Annotated in this window: 17 protein-coding genes; 6 read left to right on the top strand and 11 right to left on the bottom strand. The window is 55.9% G+C overall.

What is annotated here, in order from left to right; translation table 11 throughout:
- The first annotated feature begins 64 nt into the window (after positions 1-64).
- The 5 genes from IEI95_RS10085 (at position 65) to IEI95_RS10065 (ending at position 3,741) form a co-directional block, all read left to right on the top strand.
- Positions 65-508 (top strand): heme-binding protein, encoded by a 444-nt coding sequence (locus IEI95_RS10085; protein WP_156537465.1) that lies wholly within the window; start codon positions 65-67, stop codon positions 506-508.
- Positions 509-603: 95 nt separating this feature from the next.
- Positions 604-1,137 (top strand): VOC family protein, encoded by a 534-nt coding sequence (locus tag IEI95_RS10080; protein WP_156534757.1) that lies wholly within the window; start codon positions 604-606, stop codon positions 1,135-1,137.
- A gap of 172 nt (positions 1,138-1,309) precedes the next feature.
- Complete coding sequence (locus IEI95_RS10075; protein ID WP_156534759.1) at positions 1,310-2,245, top strand: fumarylacetoacetate hydrolase family protein; 936 nt, start codon at positions 1,310-1,312, stop codon at positions 2,243-2,245.
- Positions 2,246-2,400: 155 nt separating this feature from the next.
- Positions 2,401-3,174: an IclR family transcriptional regulator gene (locus tag IEI95_RS10070; protein ID WP_156534761.1), complete on the top strand. Its 774-nt coding sequence runs from the start codon at positions 2,401-2,403 to the stop codon at positions 3,172-3,174.
- An 18-nt stretch (positions 3,175-3,192) separates the two neighbouring features.
- A complete protein-coding gene (locus tag IEI95_RS10065; RefSeq protein ID WP_156537463.1) occupies positions 3,193-3,741 on the top strand; it encodes a carboxymuconolactone decarboxylase family protein in 549 nt (182 codons plus the stop codon).
- A 24-nt stretch (positions 3,742-3,765) separates the two neighbouring features.
- Here the strand turns inward: IEI95_RS10065 and IEI95_RS10060 are convergent, their stop codons facing one another.
- The 7 genes from IEI95_RS10060 to IEI95_RS10030 form a co-directional block, all read right to left on the bottom strand.
- Positions 3,766-4,857 carry a branched-chain amino acid ABC transporter permease gene (locus IEI95_RS10060; protein ID WP_156537462.1) on the bottom strand — a complete coding sequence of 364 codons (1,092 nt, stop codon included), beginning with the start codon at positions 4,855-4,857 and terminating at the stop codon, positions 3,766-3,768.
- A 10-nt stretch (positions 4,858-4,867) separates the two neighbouring features.
- On the bottom strand, positions 4,868-5,731 hold the full coding sequence (locus IEI95_RS10055; protein ID WP_156534765.1) for a branched-chain amino acid ABC transporter permease: 864 nt from the start codon (positions 5,729-5,731) through the stop codon (positions 4,868-4,870).
- Positions 5,718-6,440, bottom strand: coding sequence for an ABC transporter ATP-binding protein (locus tag IEI95_RS10050; protein WP_156537461.1), 723 nt, complete (start codon positions 6,438-6,440; stop codon positions 5,718-5,720). The genes IEI95_RS10055 and IEI95_RS10050 overlap by 14 nt, the downstream gene beginning before the upstream one ends.
- A complete protein-coding gene (locus IEI95_RS10045; protein ID WP_156534768.1) occupies positions 6,440-7,159 on the bottom strand; it encodes an ABC transporter ATP-binding protein in 720 nt (239 codons plus the stop codon). The genes IEI95_RS10050 and IEI95_RS10045 overlap by 1 nt, the downstream gene beginning before the upstream one ends.
- 58 nt (positions 7,160-7,217) lie before the next feature.
- Positions 7,218-8,498, bottom strand: a complete 1,281-nt coding sequence (locus IEI95_RS10040; protein WP_194416429.1) for an ABC transporter substrate-binding protein — start codon at positions 8,496-8,498, stop codon at positions 7,218-7,220.
- Positions 8,499-8,834: 336 nt separating this feature from the next.
- A complete protein-coding gene (locus IEI95_RS10035) occupies positions 8,835-10,592 on the bottom strand; it encodes an FAD-dependent monooxygenase (RefSeq protein ID WP_156534770.1) in 1,758 nt (585 codons plus the stop codon).
- 28 nt (positions 10,593-10,620) lie between these two features.
- Positions 10,621-11,694 (bottom strand): maleylacetate reductase, encoded by a 1,074-nt coding sequence (locus IEI95_RS10030; protein ID WP_156534772.1) that lies wholly within the window; start codon positions 11,692-11,694, stop codon positions 10,621-10,623.
- Positions 11,695-11,796: 102 nt separating this feature from the next.
- Here IEI95_RS10030 and IEI95_RS10025 point away from each other — a divergent pair, with 102 nt between their 5' ends.
- Positions 11,797-12,747 carry a LysR family transcriptional regulator gene (locus IEI95_RS10025; protein ID WP_156534774.1) on the top strand — a complete coding sequence of 317 codons (951 nt, stop codon included), beginning with the start codon at positions 11,797-11,799 and terminating at the stop codon, positions 12,745-12,747.
- A gap of 10 nt (positions 12,748-12,757) precedes the next feature.
- Here IEI95_RS10025 and IEI95_RS10020 read toward each other — a convergent pair whose 3' ends face one another.
- From IEI95_RS10020 to IEI95_RS10005, 4 genes are all read right to left on the bottom strand, one after another.
- Positions 12,758-13,090 carry a hypothetical protein gene (locus IEI95_RS10020; protein ID WP_194416375.1) on the bottom strand — a complete coding sequence of 111 codons (333 nt, stop codon included), beginning with the start codon at positions 13,088-13,090 and terminating at the stop codon, positions 12,758-12,760.
- 13 nt (positions 13,091-13,103) lie between these two features.
- Entirely contained in the window at positions 13,104-13,892 is a 789-nt protein-coding gene (locus IEI95_RS10015; protein ID WP_156534912.1) for an intradiol ring-cleavage dioxygenase, read from the bottom strand.
- A 624-nt stretch (positions 13,893-14,516) separates the two neighbouring features.
- The gene (locus IEI95_RS10010; protein WP_194416374.1) at positions 14,517-14,693 is read right to left on the bottom strand and encodes a hypothetical protein; all 177 of its coding nucleotides are present in this window, start codon (positions 14,691-14,693) and stop codon (positions 14,517-14,519) included.
- A 182-nt stretch (positions 14,694-14,875) separates the two neighbouring features.
- Positions 14,876-17,962 carry an alpha-mannosidase gene (locus IEI95_RS10005; protein WP_156537460.1) on the bottom strand — a complete coding sequence of 1,029 codons (3,087 nt, stop codon included), beginning with the start codon at positions 17,960-17,962 and terminating at the stop codon, positions 14,876-14,878.
- Positions 17,963-18,088 lie beyond the last annotated feature (126 nt).

The raw sequence follows: 18,088 nt of genomic DNA, 5'->3' as shown, positions 1-18,088 counted from the left end.
ATCTAATATTGTGAGATTTAATTGATTTTCCGATAGACTTTCATTTCCGAGGAGAAAACGACACATGCATATGAGGCCACACCTGAATGAAATCGACATAATTTTGATGTGTGAGGCAGCCCGCAGATGCGCCGAAGCAAACAGTTGGAGTGTCACAATCGCCATTGTTGACGAAGGTGGCGCTCTTCTTCGTCTTGAGCGCATGGATGGCACCGGCTCTGCCACCAGCGAAATCGCCATCGGAAAAGCGAAAATGGCGGCAATTTCCCGGCGAAAATCAAAGGATATGGAGGAAAGGATCGGAGAAAGGCCCGTTTTTCTCAAACTTTCATACGGATTGCCGATTCAGGGTGGGCTTCCGATCATGGTGGAAAAATGGTGCTTGGGGGGAATCGGCGTGTCTGGGGTTCAGTCCCATCAGGATGAACGCATTGCCCAGGCTGCCTTGGATGCGCTTTTGTCGAATGGCGAGACCATGTCTGCAATTTTGCCGATGAAAGCGCCATAGCGATATTGACGTTAATCTCAATTTGTGAGATTGATGTGTCATTCGATATTGGGAATATCGTTCTGTTATCAAAAATGAGTTTCAGGGAGGTAGGAATGCAACAGGTTTCCATCAGCCATGTCGGGCTTTTCGTCCACGATCTTGCGCTCATGCGTGAATATTACATCAATGTGCTCGGGTTTATCGTCACAGATGAAGTGCCGGGCAGAATGTGCTTCTTGAGCCGCAACATCGAGGAGCATCATCAGATTGCGCTATTCGGTGGCCGGACCAGTGACACCCCGCAGGTGCAGCAGCTTTCGTTCAAGCTGGACACGCTCGAAGAAGTGCGTGAAGTCCATCGCCGGCTTGTCGATGCTGGCACCAAGGAAATGCGCTGCGTCAGCCACGGCATTGCCTGGTCAATCTATTTCCCTGATCCTGAAGGCAACCGGCTGGAATATTTCACCGACACGGAATGGTATGTCAAACAGCCTTGTGCCGATCCGGTCGATTTTACCCTTCCTGCCGATGAGATTTATCGCATATCCGAGGCAACCAATCGTGCGCATGAAGACTTCCAGCCGTTGCATGAGTGGCGCGATCGTTTCAATGAAAAGCTGAAGCAGAAGATCTTGGAAACCCAATAACGCTTCGGCGCAAAGTGCCGGATCGGCAATCAGGCGCGCGTTGACGTGGCACTGGATTCTGTCCGGCTCAGATTGAGCCGGACAGAGTCTGGATTGTCTTGTTTTCGTTTGTCTTTTCAGGAAGCCGGGTTCCATTTTATCCTCGATAAACTCTAGCTTAGAGATCATCTTCATGAAACTTGCATTTTTCGATTCCTACAAACTTGGCGTCGTGCGAGGTGATGTCATCATCGACGTTTCGTCCGCAGTCGAGACAATTGCGCATGTGGGGCCACAGGACCTCATGCAAGGACTGATCGAGCGGTTTGATGAGTTTCGCAGCGCGTTGGAAGCCGCTGCAGACGCCGGCAAACCCATCAGCCTGGCATCTGTTGAGCTGCGAGCGCCGCTGCCGAAGCCCGGCAATATCGTCTGCATGGCCGTCAACTACATGGAGGACGGAACACTTGCGGAGCCGCCCGCCATCAATGCTTTTCACAAGGCACCGACAGCTATCATCGGGCCGGGCGGAACCATGGTCCTGCCGGATATTCCCGCAAGGACCTTTGAAGGGGAAGCCGAGTTGGCTTTGGTGATCGGCAAGCGTGCGCATCAGGTTTCTGCTGAAAACTGGCGCGACTATGTTTTCGGTTATGTGAATTTTATCGATGGTTCAGCGCGTGGCACACTTCCTGAAAAGAACAATTATTTTCAGATGAAATCGCGTGACACGTTTGCTCCGATTGGTCCCTGGATCGTCACCGCCGATGAAATCCCGGATCCGCAATCCCTGCAGGTTCGCCTTTGGGTCAATGGCACGCTCAAGCAGGATTTCAACACCGATGACATGGCGCACAAGATCCCGCGTTGCATTGAGTGGCTAAGCCATATCCAGGCTTTGGAGCCGGGCGATGTCGTGGCCACAGGCACCAATCACCGGGGTCTCAATGCATTTCAGGATGGAGATAGCGTTGAGTTGGAAGTCGAAGGCCTTGGTCGACTGGCGATCAACGTGCAAGATGACCTGAAGAGAACCTGGCCACGCGAAACACGTGTTGAGCTTATGGCGAAAGGCGTGAAGGGCCCAGCGGTTCAACTGACAGGCAAACATGCGCCCGTCAGTTCATGATGTGAGCCGGGGAGGGAGGTGGGCACCTTGCACACCTTCGCTTCGATGATTAGCGTGCAATTTTTTGGGTCGAGTCTCTTTGCGTGGGATAGGTGTGTCGCAACGGTGCGATGGCCCACACGGATCGGCGCAAACAACTCTACACGCGAGCCCGCATGTCCAGTCTAACAAAAATGCTGCTGATCCTTGATCTGTTTTCGGTTGATAGGCCTATTTGGTCAGCCGACGAGATCATACAATATTGCGGGCATTCTCGTCCCACCGGCTATCGCTATGTGAAGGAACTCTGTGACGCTGGATTGTTGCGTCGCGCAGAGGGGGGCTATTCTCTTGGTCCGCGCGTGATTGAGCTTGATTACTATATCCGCCAGTGCGACCCGCTGCTGATTGCATGTCGGCCGGTTATGGTGCGGGTGGCGCAGGAATCGGGCTGTGATGTGCTGCTGGCCAGCATGTATGGTACGAAGATAATGGCCGTTCACCAGGAGTTGGCGCATGAAACAGGTCAAATCGCTTTTGGTCGCGGCCGGCCGATGCCGCTGTTTCGCGGTGGCGGATCAAAGGTTCTGCTGGCGTCCATGACAGCTTCGCAACTCAAGAAGCTCTATGATCTCTATGGGGCGGAAATAGCCGAGGCGGGGCTTGGAGCCACATGGCCAGAATTTCGAAAGCAAATGCTGAAATATCGAAATGACGGCCATGTTGTCTCGATCGGTGAGCTTGACCCGAATGCCGCAGGCATCGCGGTTCCGGTCCCTGTCGGTGACGCACTCGACCCGGCGGCTCTGGTGATTTTAACAACGCGCTCGCGTTTTGATCTTATGGAAAAAGCATTGCTGATCGATATGGCGATGAATGCGGCCCGGCAGATCGAAACATCCATGCGCGGCAACCGTGAAGTTCAGGCGAAAGCCCTCCTGCTCTCGTGACACTCAGGAAATACGCGCATGCGTTTGACCGATCTACAATTGGAAGACATGTCTCCGGCACAGCAAATTGTGGCCGAGGAAGCAAAATCTGGCCGACGCGGTCACATTCCAGCACCGCTCAGGGCGTGGATCCACAGCCCTGAATTGGGCGCAAGGGCGCAACGTCTTGGTGAATTCGTTCGCTATAACACAGAGCTTGGTGCTGATCTGTCCGAACTTGCGATTCTTGTGGTTGCGCGAGATTGGGGCGCTATTTTCGAATGGGATGCGCATAAACGGGAAGCGTTGAAAGCGGGCATTGAACCGCACGTCATCGAGGCAATCCGAACACGCGCCATTCCAGCCTTTCCAAGCGACAAAGCCCGCATCGTCTATTGTTATACCAAGACATTATTGGAGACCCGCTTCATCCCAAGCCCACTCCATGACGAGGCTGTGACGGCGCTGGGGCAAGCGGGCCTAGCGGAACTCGTGGGTGTGGTTGGTTACTACACGTTTGTTGCTATGACCCTCAATGCCTTTGAGATCGGGGTAGAAGAGGGATCTGGGGATTTGGGGGTGAGCTGATCCTTGCACTGCTTGTCGGTGAGGTCAGTTTTTGTTTTTCGTTCCACCGCGCAACAGCCGTCGAACCGGGAAAAACTCAATGCCGGTGCGCTCTGAGAACAGGCCCCAGATACCGCGCGGTGCAAACAGCATTGTCAAAATTGCCAGTGCACCGAGCAATAAAAGATACCATGAGCCGAAATCTGACAGGAGATTTTGCAGGAAAAACAAAATGATCACGCCAACGATAGGCCCTTCGATGGTGCCGATCCCACCCACCACGACGATAAACAGTACATAGGCGGTCCAATCGGTGAGTGAAAAGGCGGCATCGGGTGAAATTCGGGCTTTCTGAAGATAGATCAGTGCGCCAGTCATGCCGGTCAGGGCTGCTGTGAGAAGATAAATCGTCAACTTCAGACGAAGGGCGTCCACGCCGAGTGCCGTTGCCGCTGTTTCATTGTCGCGCACTGCAGCAAGGCCAAGCCCCTGCTTGCTGCGCAACAGCCGATAGACGAAAACGATGGTGAAACCCGTCAACAACAATGCGAGCCAATAGGCCAGTGAATCCAGTGCAACAGCCGGTTTCATGCCGAACACTGTGCTGATGGTGGAGACGCCAAACATATCGCGGGTGGCCTCCCTTGGCAGCGATGCTCCCGTGCCGCCGCCCAGCGTTTTCCATTGGGCAAACACCAGCCGCCCCACTTCTGCAATCACCCAGGTGCCGATGGCGAAATAGGAGCCGTGGAGACGGAAGGTGAAGAGGGCGGTGGGCAATGCGACGATCATGGCGAAAACGCCCGCCAGCGGAATGGCAATCAGCGGATTGACGCCAAGCAGAATGACCATTGCAAACAGCGCATAGGCCCCACAACCGACAAACAATTGCTGGCCGACCGAAATCAGCCCGGCATATCCGGCAAGCAGGTTCCAGCTCTGCGCCAATGTCAGCATCGTCAGGATGTAAAACAGATTTTGCACTGTGCCACGCGACACGAAAAACGGAGCGAGGGCCAGCACGGCAAAGACCAGCACCAGCCCGATCGTAAAGGCTGAAGACAGCCGTGTTCGTGTTTGAATGCGCCAGCCGGTTGGTGGATTCTCTTGGGTCGGGACGATGTTGGTGGATGTCATCTGCTGATCCTCAATCATTGGCGCGTGGAAACAAGCCGCGTGGCCTGACCAGAAGCACGATCAAGAAGGCGATATGGCCTGCCAAAATCTGCCATTCGGGATTGATGGCTGCACCGAGCGTTTGGGCGATACCCAAAACAACACCGCCCGCCAGTGTGCCCCACAGTGATCCGAGCCCGCCAATGATGACCGCCTCGAAGGCATAGATCAGCCGCGATGGCCCAGCGGTGGGGTCGAAATTGGCGCGGGTGCTGAGATAGAGAGCCGCGATTGTGACCACAACCATGGCAAGCCCTGTTGCCATGGCAAAGATACGGTGCGGCCGCACGCCCATCATGCCAGCTGTCACCGGATCATCGGATGTGGCCCGAAATGCCCGACCAAGCGAGGTACGATAGATCAACTGGTTGAGCGCGATAATGACGATGATCGCCGATCCGAACGTCAAAAGCGGCATGATACCGATGTTCAATCCCGCCAAAGGCAGCGATGCGGTTTCCAGCACGCCTGTCGAAAGACGGCGGCTATCGGCGGTGAAGCCTTCCAGAAGGCCATTTTGGATCACGATGGAGAAGCCGAACGTGACCAGCAGTGGCGGCAGGATGTCCTTGCCGAGCGTGCGGTTCAAAAGATAGGTCTGCAACATCCAGCCAAGCCCAAACATCAGCGGGATGGCAATCAGGGCTGCGAGAAACGGGTTGATCCCGAAGGTATTGGCGAGCATCAGGATCAGGAAAGAGGCGAGCACAATCAGGTCGCCATGCGCAAGATTGACCAGTCGCATGATGCCGAAGACCAGACTGAGACCTGCGGCAAACAGCGCGTAGAGGCCGCCCAGCAGCGCGCCTTGCACAATGGTATCAAGCCAGTTCATGGGATTCGGCTCCGAAATACGCGGCATGAATGTCGTTGCGATCGAGATCGGACGGGCGGCCCGTCAGCGTGATGCGACCCTCCATCATGCAATAGACGCGATCCGCCTGTTTCAGCGCCTGACCAATATCTTGTTCGACAATGATGATTGCAGCACCTGCGGCGCGGATGCGTGGGAATGCGGCATAAATGTCCTTGATCACCACCGGGGCAAGGCCAAGGCTCAGCTCATCGCACAACAGCACCTCTGGATTGGACATCAGCGCCCGGCCAATCGCGACCATTTGCTGTTGACCACCGGAAAGCGCTGTCGCAGGTTGGTGGCGGCGTTCCTGCAAAACGGGAAAAAGCTCGTAAATGCTAGCAAGCGACCATGGGCCATTGACCGTGCGGCCATATTGGCCGATCAGCAAATTTTCCTCGACGGTGAGCGAGGGGAAAAGCTTGCGCCCTTCCGGCACCAGCGCAATACCGCGCCCCATCACATCGGGTGCCGCCAACGCACCAATGGGCAGGCCTTGGTGCAGGATGGCGTCTGGCTCCGACGCCAGCACCCCGACAATGGCGCGCATCAAGGTGGATTTTCCAGCGCCATTGGCCCCAATCACCGCAATCGTTTCTCCGGCGTCCAGCCTGAGATCGACGCCGAACAGAGCCTGAAAATCGCCGTAGAATGCCGTAAGGCCGCGTGTTTCGAGCAGACTGGTCATCACACCTCCAGACCCAGATAGATTTCGCGCACCTCACGCGAGGCCATGATCGTCTGCGGTTCGCCAATTCCCAGCACCCGGCCAAAGTTCAGCACAAGGATGCGCTCCACCACTGCTGTCAGCGCGTGCAGCACATGTTCTATCCAGATGACCGCAACGCCACGCTGGTGAACGCTTTTGATGGTGGCGACGAGTTGACGACATTCGCCTTCTGTCAATCCACCCGCGATCTCGTCAAGAAGCAGCAGTTTTGGCTTTGTGGCCAGTGCGCGGGCCAGTTCCAGCCGCTTGCGCTCCAGAAGACCCAGCGAGCCTGCAAGTGTATTGGCCTTGGCAATCAAGCCAGTTTCAACAAGAATGTCAGCGCAGAAATCGGTCATCTCTGCTTCATTGGACTGAGCGCCAAAGGCACCCGCAACCAAGAGATTTTCAAAGACGGTGAGCCGCTCAAAGGGCTGGGGGATCTGGAAAGTCCGCCCCATTCCGGCAAAGCAACGTTGCATGGGCGGCATGGTCGTCACGTCACGGCCATCAAACCGGATTGTTCCAGACGCGACCGAAAGATTGCCACTGATCAGATTGAACAGCGTGGATTTGCCCGCGCCATTCGGTCCGATAACCCCCAGCGCCTCGCCCTCCTGCACGGCAAAATCAATGTTGTCAGCAACCACAATGGCACCAAACGATTTCGACACGCCACTCAGTTCAAGGATTGGCATTCAAAGGCTCCTGTTGAAAACGAACCCGCTCCGCAGTAACGGAGCGGGTCGCTTGCGCTCACGCGAGAGGTTCGAGCTTGCCGCCCAGCGGCACAGACGGAATGAGGCCGTTTTCGACCACCACAAGGTCATAGCCGCCGCCGGTCTTGAGCCGCCATTGACCCCCGACAAGTGGTGTCTTGGCCACATTCTTGCTGGCAAAAGGTGGCAGCTTGTCGCTTCCCCAGGCAATGGGGCCGACCAGTGTGTCGAGCTGGGTTTTGCCAATCGCCTTGGCAACGGCATCGGCATTGCTCACATCCTCTGCCCGCTTCATCACATCGACGGCGAGTTCGAAAAGCGCATGGGCAAAGCCGATCGGCTGCGTCCAGGGACGCCCTGTTGCCTTGGAGAAAGCAGCCGCGACCTGGGCCGACGTTTGGTCGGTGAGCGAGGATTTAAACGGATGCGACGGTGTCCACCAGACTTCCGTGGAGAGGTTATGACCAGCATTGCCGAGCGCTTCCACGGCTTGCGGAAACAGCAGCGCTTTGCCGATGGAGGCGATCTTCGGTTTCAATCCCTGCTGTTTGGCCTGATTCCAGAATGTGGTGAGATCCGGCGGGATCATCACCCCGGTCAGAATATCGGTGTTCTTCTGCTTGAAAGCATTGATCTGGGCGGAAAAATCATCCGTCAGGTTCTGGTAGCGCCCGGTGTCCGTCAGTGAATAGCCAAGCTTTTCGAGAACTGGCGGAAAGCCGACAACCTTGTCGCCCCAGGCATTGCCATCACCATCATTGGGAAACAGGCCGCCGACCTTTTTGTCGGTCACAAGCTGGCTCCACATGCCGGTGTAAACCGCGATGATATCTTCCAGCCCCCAGAAGAAATGGTAGGCATATTTAAAAGGCTTCCAACCTGTCGGATCAGAGGGATTGCCCTGCTGGCCAATGAACCAGGATTGCCAAGGTGCGACGGTGGAAATACACGCAACACCTTCCCCCTCGCAGGTGGTTGAGACCGGATTGGTCGTTTCGGGTGTCGAGGAGACCAGCATCAAATTGACTTCGTCATCAACGATCAATTCCTTGGCGACTTGAGCGGCCCGGTTGGGGTTTGACTGGCTGTCCTTGACGATGACCTGATAGTTGAGGCCCATGGCTTTGGTTGCTGTCATAAACGCATCGATGACAAACTTGTCGGCTTCGCCGAAGCCAGCAAGTGGGCCAGTCTGGGGGCTGACATAGCCAAGTTTGATGGCCACATCCTTAGCAATCGCTGGCGCGGCCAAGCCCGAGGTTGCAAGCACAGCGCCACTGACGGCGGTTGTCTTGATAAAATCACGTCTTGTGAATATCGGTCGTCCCATTGCCATGCGCCTCCCCGCGCGTTGAGCTTTGTCTGAATGCGGTAGCCGTCGGCATCAAAGCCCGCATCCGCCGACCGTTAAATGCCACACACCCGTCTTTCATCTCTGGAATCTGGTCAAAAGTGCATTGATCGCTGTTGAGCGATCCTGCGCATCACGCACACGCACCTTTCGAAATGGGTCTCCTCCCCCAATTCCCGTCTTCCCAGGTCAAAAGCTAACAGCCAGAAACCACATAATTGATCTGAATCGTCGCGGTAAATATGTCATCAGGTTATGAACTGGCATTCGAATGGCACCGATCATCTCGGTGCCATTGCTGGCTTAGAGCGCCAAAATCTGCCGCAGCACACGGCGCAAGTCGTCCGCCGGTGTGCCGCTTGCTGCCGTGCTGCGCCAGCACACATGGTGGTCTGGCCGAACAAGAACGCAGCCGGTGTCGCGGATCTCGCTCAACCGCGCCCAGTCGCCGGTGGGATCGACATAGGTTTGGCGCGGGCCGATCATATGCGCGCTGATTTCCATGCCCAGTTCACTGCCCACCGCTGCTGCGGCGTCAACCCAGGCTTTTCCACCCAGACCCGTCAGCAGCGTGAATTTGCCATGGCCGCACAGGTCGAGGGTGGATACTTCGGCACCCCCAACGTGTTTGTAGAGCCACGCATGCGGTAGGCGTGCACCCGGCCAGGTGGTTGGCTGGTGATGTAGGTCGGCATCCAGCAGGAAATCGGGTTCGATTTGCCCGTCGGTGACGATGGCATCGGACCGATAACGCTGGTTCATTTCGATGCCATGGGCGTCAAACTCATATTTCTTGAAGGCAATTGCCTTGCGAATGGCCTCGCGTTGCTGTTCGGCAGCCTCGGTTCCATCCGTGCGGGCTTCAAGATTTTTCTGCATCTGCTCTGGATCGACGCCTTCACTCATGCCAAGTGCTGCGAAAATCGGTCCGGTTTCGCCAATCGACTGATTGGCGCGGCTAACGATCTGCTTGGCGATTGGGGCGCGTTCGACGTTGAAACTGTCCAGCAGGCCCTCGCCAGCCTGACCCTTCAGAACCATGGCAAGCTTCCACGCAAGGTTGAAGGAATCCTGAATCGAGGTGTTTGAGCCGAGACCATTGGATGGCGGGTGCCTGTGGATGGCATCGCCAACGCAGAACACGCGGCCATTGGAGGTGCGGGTGGCGTAATAATTGTTCACGGTCCATGTGTTGGCCGCCAACAGTTCAATTTTCAAATCAGGATCGCCAATCAGCTGCCGTGCCACGCCGGTGGCAAGTTCCTCTGTCACTTCCGGTTCAGGCCCGTTGATGTCATAGCCCCAGACGATCAGCCATTCATTCCAAGGGCGCACCATGCGCACCAGCCCCATGCCAATGCCGCCGACATCGGCACCCGGCTGCATCACCCAGTAGAGAACCGAAGGGCGATGCGCGACATATTTGGTAAGGTCGGCCTTGAACAGGATGTTCATCGAGCCGCCGACACCCATTTTGCCTTCAAATGGCAGGCCAGCATGCTCAGCCACCAGCGATTTTGCGCCATCGGCACCGATCAGATATTTCGACTGAATGGTCAGTTCATGCCCTGTAAGCCGATCTTTGCAGGTGGTCAACACGCCTTCGGCATTTTGTTCGTGGCGCAGATATTCGGTGGACATGCGCGCTTGAGTTCCGCGCGAACAAGCCGCCTTGAACAGCAAAGGCTCCATGAAAGTTTGCGGCAAGTCATTCATCTTCGTCGGAGACGACATCAGATGTTCAGCCTTGCTCAGGGGATGATTGCCCCATGCTTTCAGGCGACCAATTTCTTCACCCGCCAGGCTTTCGCAGAAAATGTTTTCGCCCATCAGCTCCTGATGCGTCGCAAACAGATAGGCCTCGTTCTCGACATCACGACCAAGATCGCGCAGCACTTCCATGGCACGCTGGTTGGTAATGTGGGCGCGTGGCGAATTGGCCAGCCAGCGATAGCGGTTGACGACCATATTGTTGATCCCGTAGGTCGACAGCAGGGCTGCCGCTGCCGATCCTGCCGGTCCAGTGCCGATAATCAGCACATCCGTTGTAATGTCTGCCATTTGTCAATTTCCTCCCTCTTCAACTCTGTCAGGCGACCGGCGGCTCTCCGGCCCATGCCGCTTGCAAAAGCCGCCTTATCGTGTCCCGCTCCACAGGACGCGGATTCCAGTATGGATTTTGCACTGCAAGATCGGCTGCCCGATCAAGGTCGCTCTCCTTCAATCCAAGGTCTTTCAGAGCCATCGGAGCATGCGATGTGCGGGCAAAGTCATAAAGCTCGGCTCCTGGCTCTTGCCCCCCGAACAGCTCAGCCAATGGGCGCAATTCATCGCGCGCGGCGACGCTGTTGTAGGCGATTGCATGCGGCAAGATCACGGCGTGCGTTTCAGCATGCGGCAAATCAAAGCTACCACCCAGCGTGTGGCAGAGCTTGTGATGCAGCGCCATACCGACCTGGCCCAGCACCGTTCCGCACAACCATGCGCCATAGAGCGTTTCACCACGCGCCTTGAGATCGGACGGATCTTCCAGAACCCGGGGCAGGGCATCGCGAAAGGCGCGCAGCCCTTCAAGCGCCATCAGCGTGGTCAAGGGGGTACGGTTTTGCGCATAAAGGCCTTCGGCAGCATGGGCCATCGCATTCAACGCGCTGGTCACGGTCATGCCAACGGGCAGGCTGCGCACCAGTTCTGCATCATAGAGAATAACTTCGGGCTGAATCTTGGCGCTGGTCAATGTGGTTTTAACGCCATTTTCCGTCTGTCCGAGAATGGCGGTTGCTTCGCTGCCCGCATAGGTCGTTGGAACAACGATTTGTGGCAGATCAGTGCGCAAAGCAATGGCCTTGCCAAGTCCGGTTGTGGAGCCGCCACCAATGGCGACCAGACAATCTGCACTAATGTCGCGGGCATAAGCCGTTGCTTCCTCCGATATGTCCACAGGTGTGTGCATCCGGGCACGGGTGAAAATGCCTGCGGCGTGGTCGCCACACAGGGCCGCAAACTCTTGCGCGACATGCGCCTGCTCGGGCGTTGTCAGGATCAGGGCGCGATGGCATTCTAACCGTGTGATCTCTGCGACCAGATCGTGACGCACACCAACGCCGAAACGCACACGCAATGCCGGCCAGGTCGACGCAAACTCTTCGCGGAAATATGACATGGGGCTTCCTCCTGCCGACCATCTGGCTCCTATGAAGGCGACAATAGATCAGCGAAACGCGGATATTGATCGGAAGGTGGCGATATAATATAATCTTTTGTTATGAAGATAGACAGTGAGCATCTCGAAATCCTGGCGGTCATCGTCGAAAAGGGCGGCCTGACGGAGGGCGCTGAAGCGCTTGGTAAATCGCAGCCATCAGTATCGCGCACCATGGCGCTTTTGGAGGAGCGGATTGGCACGCCGCTGTTTGAGGCCGGGCGTCGGCCTCTGCGCCCGACGGAGCTTGGCAATCAGCTTGCGCGGCTCGGGGCCAAAATTAGAACTCAAAACCTTGAGGCCAGCCGTCTGGTGCAGCGCTATCGTCAGGGGCAGGCGGGCCGATTGCGTCTGGGCGGAACGCCAATTTTCTTCGATGGCGTCGTTGCTGGCATGGTGGCGGAATTTCAAAACCGCCATTCCGATGTGCAAATCACCCAGACCTATGGCTATTTCGAGGATCTTTCTGTCGGCCTGCGCAGCGGTGCGCTTGACCTCGCTATCCTCCCCATGCACGCCAATATGATCCCGGCTGACATGCAGTTCACACCCTTATTGGCTGGCCGCAACGTTATTGTTGGCAGTGCCACACACCCATTGGCGCGGCGCGGTGCGATTACGCTGGCGGACATCGAACCCTATTCCTGGATTGCGCCACCGCCCGACAGCCCGCTGTTTCGCGATTTGCAACGATCTTTGAAATCAATCGGGCTTGATGATTTCAAAGTGAGTTTTTCAGGCGGAACGCTGGCGTCTATTTTCAGCGTCGTGCTGGGGTCAGATTCTCTGACGGTCCTGCCCTATTCGGTTGTTTTTACCCACCAGCGGGTTATCCCTCTCCAGGCGCTGCCGCTGCGCATTGAGCACCCTGATCGCCAACTGGGATTGCTGACAGCCACGGAGCGGATGCCGCCGCCAGCGCTGGAGCGGTTTGTCGCGTTTGTGACTGAAAAGTTCAAACATCTCAGCACTCGCATGGAGCATGAGCAGCAAGTAACCCGCCGTCGCGGTTAAGCGCGTGCCGCTATTTTAATGCGACATAGGTCACAGGGTCTAGGTGAGCGATGCGCACCGCACCATGCGCGCCTGTGACCGTATTCAGTAGATCACGTAGCTTTTCTGCCGCTGCCCGAATGACAGTTTCGGTGCGCTTGGCATGCGGCAGGATCAGCAGTTCGATATTGAGTTGAGGCTGGTCTGGCAATCCAACAACCGGGATGACGGCCAGTTGGCAGGCCGATGGCGCGACCTGAAAAGCCTCGCACAGCAGATCCCGGATCCGCGGCAGCGCCTCGTGAAGACTGGCGCGGGATGCCTCGAAAATGGTTTCGTCGACATATATCTTCAGGTTTGGCACCGCCGGCTCACTTTCATTCTGGTGTTAGCACGAAGTCAAAAGGTGATCGCCACAGGGTTGCGGCATCCTGAAGTCGCTCATAGGGTGCAACGAGCGTTTCCTTCACCCCGAACACCGCATCGGAGGAAAGATATTCATCGCCGCCGACAAAGGTATGGGTGACCAGCTTGCGAAAGCCGGGTGCGCTGATCATGTAATGCATATGCGCGGGCCGCCAGGGATGACGGCCAAGGTGTTCAAGCAGCGCGCCAACCGGCCCGTCATCAGGGATCGGGTAACTCACCGGCCGGATGCCCACAAAGCGATAGCTGCCATCGGCCCCTGTGATGAACCGGCCACGATTGTTCCATTTCGGCTGGATATCGGGCTGCTGGACGTCATAGAAGCCATCGGCGTTATCCGACCAGACATCAACACACGCACCCCCAATCGGTTGGTGATCAAGGTCGAGAATGCGGCCTTCAAACAGGCAGCTCTCACCCTTGCCATCCAGACTGATCACAGTGCCATGGTCGCGAATAGGGGCGTTTTCAACGTGGAATGGGCCAAGCACCGTGCTTTCCGTGGCGCCTTTGGGACGGCGATTGGTGATGGCATCCACCAGCATGGAGCAGCCCAGCACATCGGACAGTAAAATAAACTCCTGCCGCTCTTGTGTACAGATCTGGCCGGTCTTGGTTAGAAAGCCAATGGCAATCTCCCACTCCTCTGAGGTCAACCGGGTTTCCTTGACGAAGGCATGCAGATGCTTGACCAGCGCCGACATGATTTCAGCCAACCTCGGGTTCGTATCGTTACCCATGCGGGCGTTGACGATAGCGACCGAATCCTCCTCCACGAAGTAGTTCACGGCAATCTCCTTTTGCTAACCAACACTTCCCGTGCCATGTTTTCGACAACGGGCGCGCGGGGGCCTCCTCCAGACAGCCAAACCCATGCAGCGTATCAATGATATGCGCGTTTCATCGGTCATAAGATTGTTTCATGCGCAAATAATATAACATTAGGTCATGCAAAAAATTCGCAGAGGCCATCCCGCTCGCATAGCGAACGCATCAGCATAAAGAGATATCAAAACAAAGAAGCGGTCGGTGGTCGGCACCGAAATGGAGGGGGTGTCTCGCCAGGCTCAGGACTATTGATTCAGGTGTTTTGAATTCTACCGTATTTTGTTTTCGCAACGCGCTGTAAGACAAAGGAATACCCCCTGAATCTCATCGACACGATACTCACGATGCACTGGCACCTTCTTCTCGGCAATTGGTCGAGATCACAACCAACATTTCTATTTCCGCAATCAATAAACCGCGATGACACACAATCTGAACCGAGATCTCTGAGGATCAGACCTGCGGAGATCTCGGGAAATCAAAATAGGACATAGGGATATTGCCGACTGATGCGAAGTTTTTCGCCTATGATGTGCTTAACCCTGCGAACTATTCAGTTTTGGCAAGGACCTCGCGTGAGCAGCAGCTTCACCGGAATAGGGGAAATCATCCCCGAGTTGCTGGTCGCCCTTAAAGACTTTGAACGACGGCCCATCGACCTCCACAATCTTGTAGCCGTTTACATATTCGATCTTCGATGTTTTCCACCCCAATACAAGCTCTCCTAATTTCAGGCCGCTATCTCAAAGACGGGTTTGCGGGTAGCCCATAAGCAAAGGTGTATCAGCTGCCTGGCCAAAGAGCTAATTTCCTGAAGCCTTTGCAGGGTTTCTGCGAGAATGACGCAAGATCAACCAGCTCTTTGCCGCATGTCCAGCTTACAGTTCTCTCATCTTCAAAAGAGGAAGCTTGCGAGACCGAAAGGACGGCTTAAGGGATCATCCAGGTCATCAAGCGGCACCTCGATGGCGTTGATTTGAGTTGGTTTGCGGCCGTCTGGCAGTGTCAAACGAAACACCCCGCGACGACCGGCTGACTCCGACAGGCGCAGGACATGTCCTTCCCCTTTTTCCGCAGGCTTGAGGGCATGCAGGCGGACATTTTGACCTGAAAAACCGATAGGCGCGATATCGTAGTTTTCAGCGGTGGTGGCTGGCGTGAAATGCAGGCCCGCATTGACGAGATCAGCCTCCGCCTGAACCTCTTCGCTCCACCAGCGACCATCATGCGGCAAAAGGGCGTAAACGAAATGGTGATTGCCCTCGTCGGCCAACATATCGGGAAACATTGGGCCACGAACAAGGCTCAAAGTTAGCCGGTTGTCCTTGGCAGAAAAGCCATATTTGTCAGCCGAGAGCAGGGCAGCACCCCAGTCTGTTTCCGAGAGTGAAACAAAGCGATGGCCGCAGGATTCGAACTGGGCTTTCTGCCAGCTGGTATTGTCATGCGTGGGTCGGCGGGTAATGCCAATGGCCTGATCGAACACCGCGTCCTCTGCCAGCACGGTTACGGGGAAGGCTGCACGCAGATAGGTACGCCGGTCGTGCCAATCGAGATCAGTGACGAATTCCACCCGTGGACTGTTGGACCACAGCCGGATTTTTTGCTGGATCGTGCTGGCTGAAAAGCGTCTGGTGATAGTGATTTCTGCCAGATGCGGGCCATTGGCCGTCACCTCCAGCGTTTCAAGCGACAGCCATTCCTCTTCACCAAGCTCAAAGCCGGGCTCAATGTCCCAGGCGTCGAAATTGCGCGGCAGATCATTGCGATACAGCAGCAATTGGTTGCCGGGGCCGTCCATCAGCTCACGGTCTGATCTCTTGTCGATCAGGCTGATCATTCGGCCTGCTTCATCCAGCGTTAGCCGTACAAAATCATTTTCCATGGTTTTGCCGTCCGTTGTTACACGGCGCTGGCTTGAACTGCTGACAAAACCTAGACTGAGTGGCTTCAGATTACGCTCAATGGCCGCAACATAGCGCCCGTTCAGCTCTTGCGCTTGCAAGGCGGCGGGCAGGGGGCTTGCGCTTTCAATCTGGAATGCGGTTTTTGGGGAGCCTGACAGGTTGGCCACCAGCAATCCTTCGAGGTCACCGCTATGGCGTGCCGCAATGGCCTGCAGGCGGGTCTGGATCAGGGTTGTTGCATCATCGATGACGCCCTCCAGCTCTGGCTCGGTTTGCTGATAGACCTCGCGGATGGAAGAACCTGGCAAAATGTCGTGAAACTGGTTTCGAAGTAGCAATTCCCATTGAGGTTTCAGGTTGTTCTTCGCAGGCGCTCCGCCTTCTAAGGCATCGAGTACGGAGAGGGCTTCCGCAGTCACCAGAGCGGCTTCTGCCTGTCGGTTGAGTTGCTTGGTGCGCGCCTGCGTGGTCAATGTTGCCCGGTGGTATTCCAGATAAAGCTCGCCACGCCAGACGGGCAGGGCAGCCGCTTCAAGATCACTTGCCAAGGCCTGAATATGTGGCTCTATGGCTCCATGTTCGACGGTTGGAATGGCAGGCATCAGATTGAGAAGTGGCAGGGTTTCGATCTGGTCCGGGTCCGGGCCACCGCCGCCATCGCCCCAGCCGTAGGAGGCAATGACCGTGTCCGTCATATCCTTGGCGGCATGCTTGCCCCATACTTCACAGAGGGCTGCGGGCGTCATCAGCATATTGTAACCGTCATTGTCATAGGCGTCGAAAGTGTGAACCAGCACTCGCGAACCATCATTGCCCTGCCAGCGGAAAAGATTGTCTGGCAGGCTGTTGGTTTCATTCCACGACACTTTAATTGTCACCAATGTGTCGATGCCCGCGTGCCGCATGATCTGCGGCATGGCGGCCGTAAAGCCAAACGTATCGGGCAACCACGCCGTGCGGCTGGTGATGCCGAAGTGTTTTTGAAAATAGCGCTGCCCATGCAGAAACTGCCGCAAAAAGGCCTCTGCCGAGGGCATGTTGGTATCACACTCCACCAGCATGCCGCCGATGACTTCCCAGCGACCTTCCGAGACCCGCTGCTTGATCTCTTCAAACAGCGCCGGGTCTTCTTGCTCAACATGCTGATAGTAAAGGGAGGACGATTGCAGAAAACGAAAATCATCGTGGCGCTTGAGCAATGCGTTGACACTGTTGAAGGTTCTCACGATCTTTCGCACAGTTTCCGGCTGCGGCCAAAGCCAGGCGTAATCAATATGGGCATGACCGGTCACCAGCACGCGTCCCTGTTTCGGGTAGGTGTTTCGAAGCTCGGTCAGCATGGCATCAAGGCTGACAGTTGCTGTCTCAACAGAAGCGAGGACTTCTTGTGTCAGGGCTTGCGGGGCGTCGGTGGGCTCAAAACTGCGCTCCCATATATCGCGCGCCCAGGTGCGGCCGGCCAGACGCGGTCCGACATCCTGTGTTGCTGTTGGCAGCCGCAAGCCTGAAAGGGCAATTTCCGCCGCCTCATAGAGCGTGCGGGCAAGCTCCTTGTCCTTCACTGTATCGGCGGTGTTGCGCAAAATCAGCAGACGACGGCGCAAGGCGCGAATTTCGGGATAATACCGATAAATCTCGGCCATAGAGAGCATGGGGTTGCGATTGGGCACACCAAACAGACTGCGCGCGGCGGATTCCGCTCTGATTTTGAAGGGGATGCCGCGGGGGACATCAAACCTGCGATGACAGGGGTTGGCTGCAAAACTCTCAAGAATCTCGCCATCCAGACCAATCAGGCGCACAAGGCTTTCACCACCAAAATCAAGCCGCAGCTCCACGCCGGGTTCTTCTGGTATCATAATTACGTCTTCCAGCAGAAACGTGTGAATGCCATGGCGGTTTGGCCACGCGTCACCAACACCCATGTGCGTCGTCAGCCCTTCCGGCGTGCTGGCGAGGAAAGCCCCAAGTGGTATGCGCTCGCGTAGCTCATACGCTTCCAGTTCATCGGCCCAAACTTCGATGTGACGCGAGAGCTGTTCAAGGCTACGCTGGCGGTCTCGATAGGCACGCATGATGGTCTCCCGCATTGGTTTTGTTTGGCACTGCAACATTTAATCATTGCTGATGATATAATATTTTGAGAAAACAGGATCGCGATTTTTCTGCTGCATTTGGCGCGATCATAGCGAATTATCGCA

This window comes from Agrobacterium vitis, from assembly GCF_014926405.1.
Classification (GTDB): Bacteria; Pseudomonadota; Alphaproteobacteria; order Rhizobiales; family Rhizobiaceae; genus Allorhizobium; species Allorhizobium vitis_H.
This window is presented reverse-complemented; position numbering and strand designations above follow the sequence as displayed.

Bases quoted from the DNA above. Each gene is read 5' to 3' on its own strand.
- IEI95_RS10055 (WP_156534765.1), bottom strand. From the start codon at position 5,731: ATGAACTGGCTTGATACCATTGTGCAAGGCGCGCTGCTGGGCGGCCTC.
- IEI95_RS10065 (WP_156537463.1), top strand. From the start codon at position 3,193: ATGCGTTTGACCGATCTACAATTGGAAGACATGTCTCCGGCACAGCAA.
- IEI95_RS10025 (WP_156534774.1), top strand. From the start codon at position 11,797: ATGAAGATAGACAGTGAGCATCTCGAAATCCTGGCGGTCATCGTCGAA.
- IEI95_RS10035 (WP_156534770.1), bottom strand. From the start codon at position 10,592: ATGGCAGACATTACAACGGATGTGCTGATTATCGGCACTGGACCGGCA.
- IEI95_RS10005 (WP_156537460.1), bottom strand. From the start codon at position 17,962: ATGCGTGCCTATCGAGACCGCCAGCGTAGCCTTGAACAGCTCTCGCGT.
- IEI95_RS10015 (WP_156534912.1), bottom strand. From the start codon at position 13,892: ATGGGTAACGATACGAACCCGAGGTTGGCTGAAATCATGTCGGCGCTG.
- IEI95_RS10070 (WP_156534761.1), top strand. From the start codon at position 2,401: ATGTCCAGTCTAACAAAAATGCTGCTGATCCTTGATCTGTTTTCGGTT.
- IEI95_RS10060 (WP_156537462.1), bottom strand. From the start codon at position 4,857: ATGACATCCACCAACATCGTCCCGACCCAAGAGAATCCACCAACCGGC.
- IEI95_RS10085 (WP_156537465.1), top strand. From the start codon at position 65: ATGCATATGAGGCCACACCTGAATGAAATCGACATAATTTTGATGTGT.
- IEI95_RS10050 (WP_156537461.1), bottom strand. From the start codon at position 6,440: ATGACCAGTCTGCTCGAAACACGCGGCCTTACGGCATTCTACGGCGAT.
- IEI95_RS10075 (WP_156534759.1), top strand. From the start codon at position 1,310: ATGAAACTTGCATTTTTCGATTCCTACAAACTTGGCGTCGTGCGAGGT.
- IEI95_RS10030 (WP_156534772.1), bottom strand. From the start codon at position 11,694: ATGTCATATTTCCGCGAAGAGTTTGCGTCGACCTGGCCGGCATTGCGT.
- IEI95_RS10080 (WP_156534757.1), top strand. From the start codon at position 604: ATGCAACAGGTTTCCATCAGCCATGTCGGGCTTTTCGTCCACGATCTT.
- IEI95_RS10045 (WP_156534768.1), bottom strand. From the start codon at position 7,159: ATGCCAATCCTTGAACTGAGTGGCGTGTCGAAATCGTTTGGTGCCATT.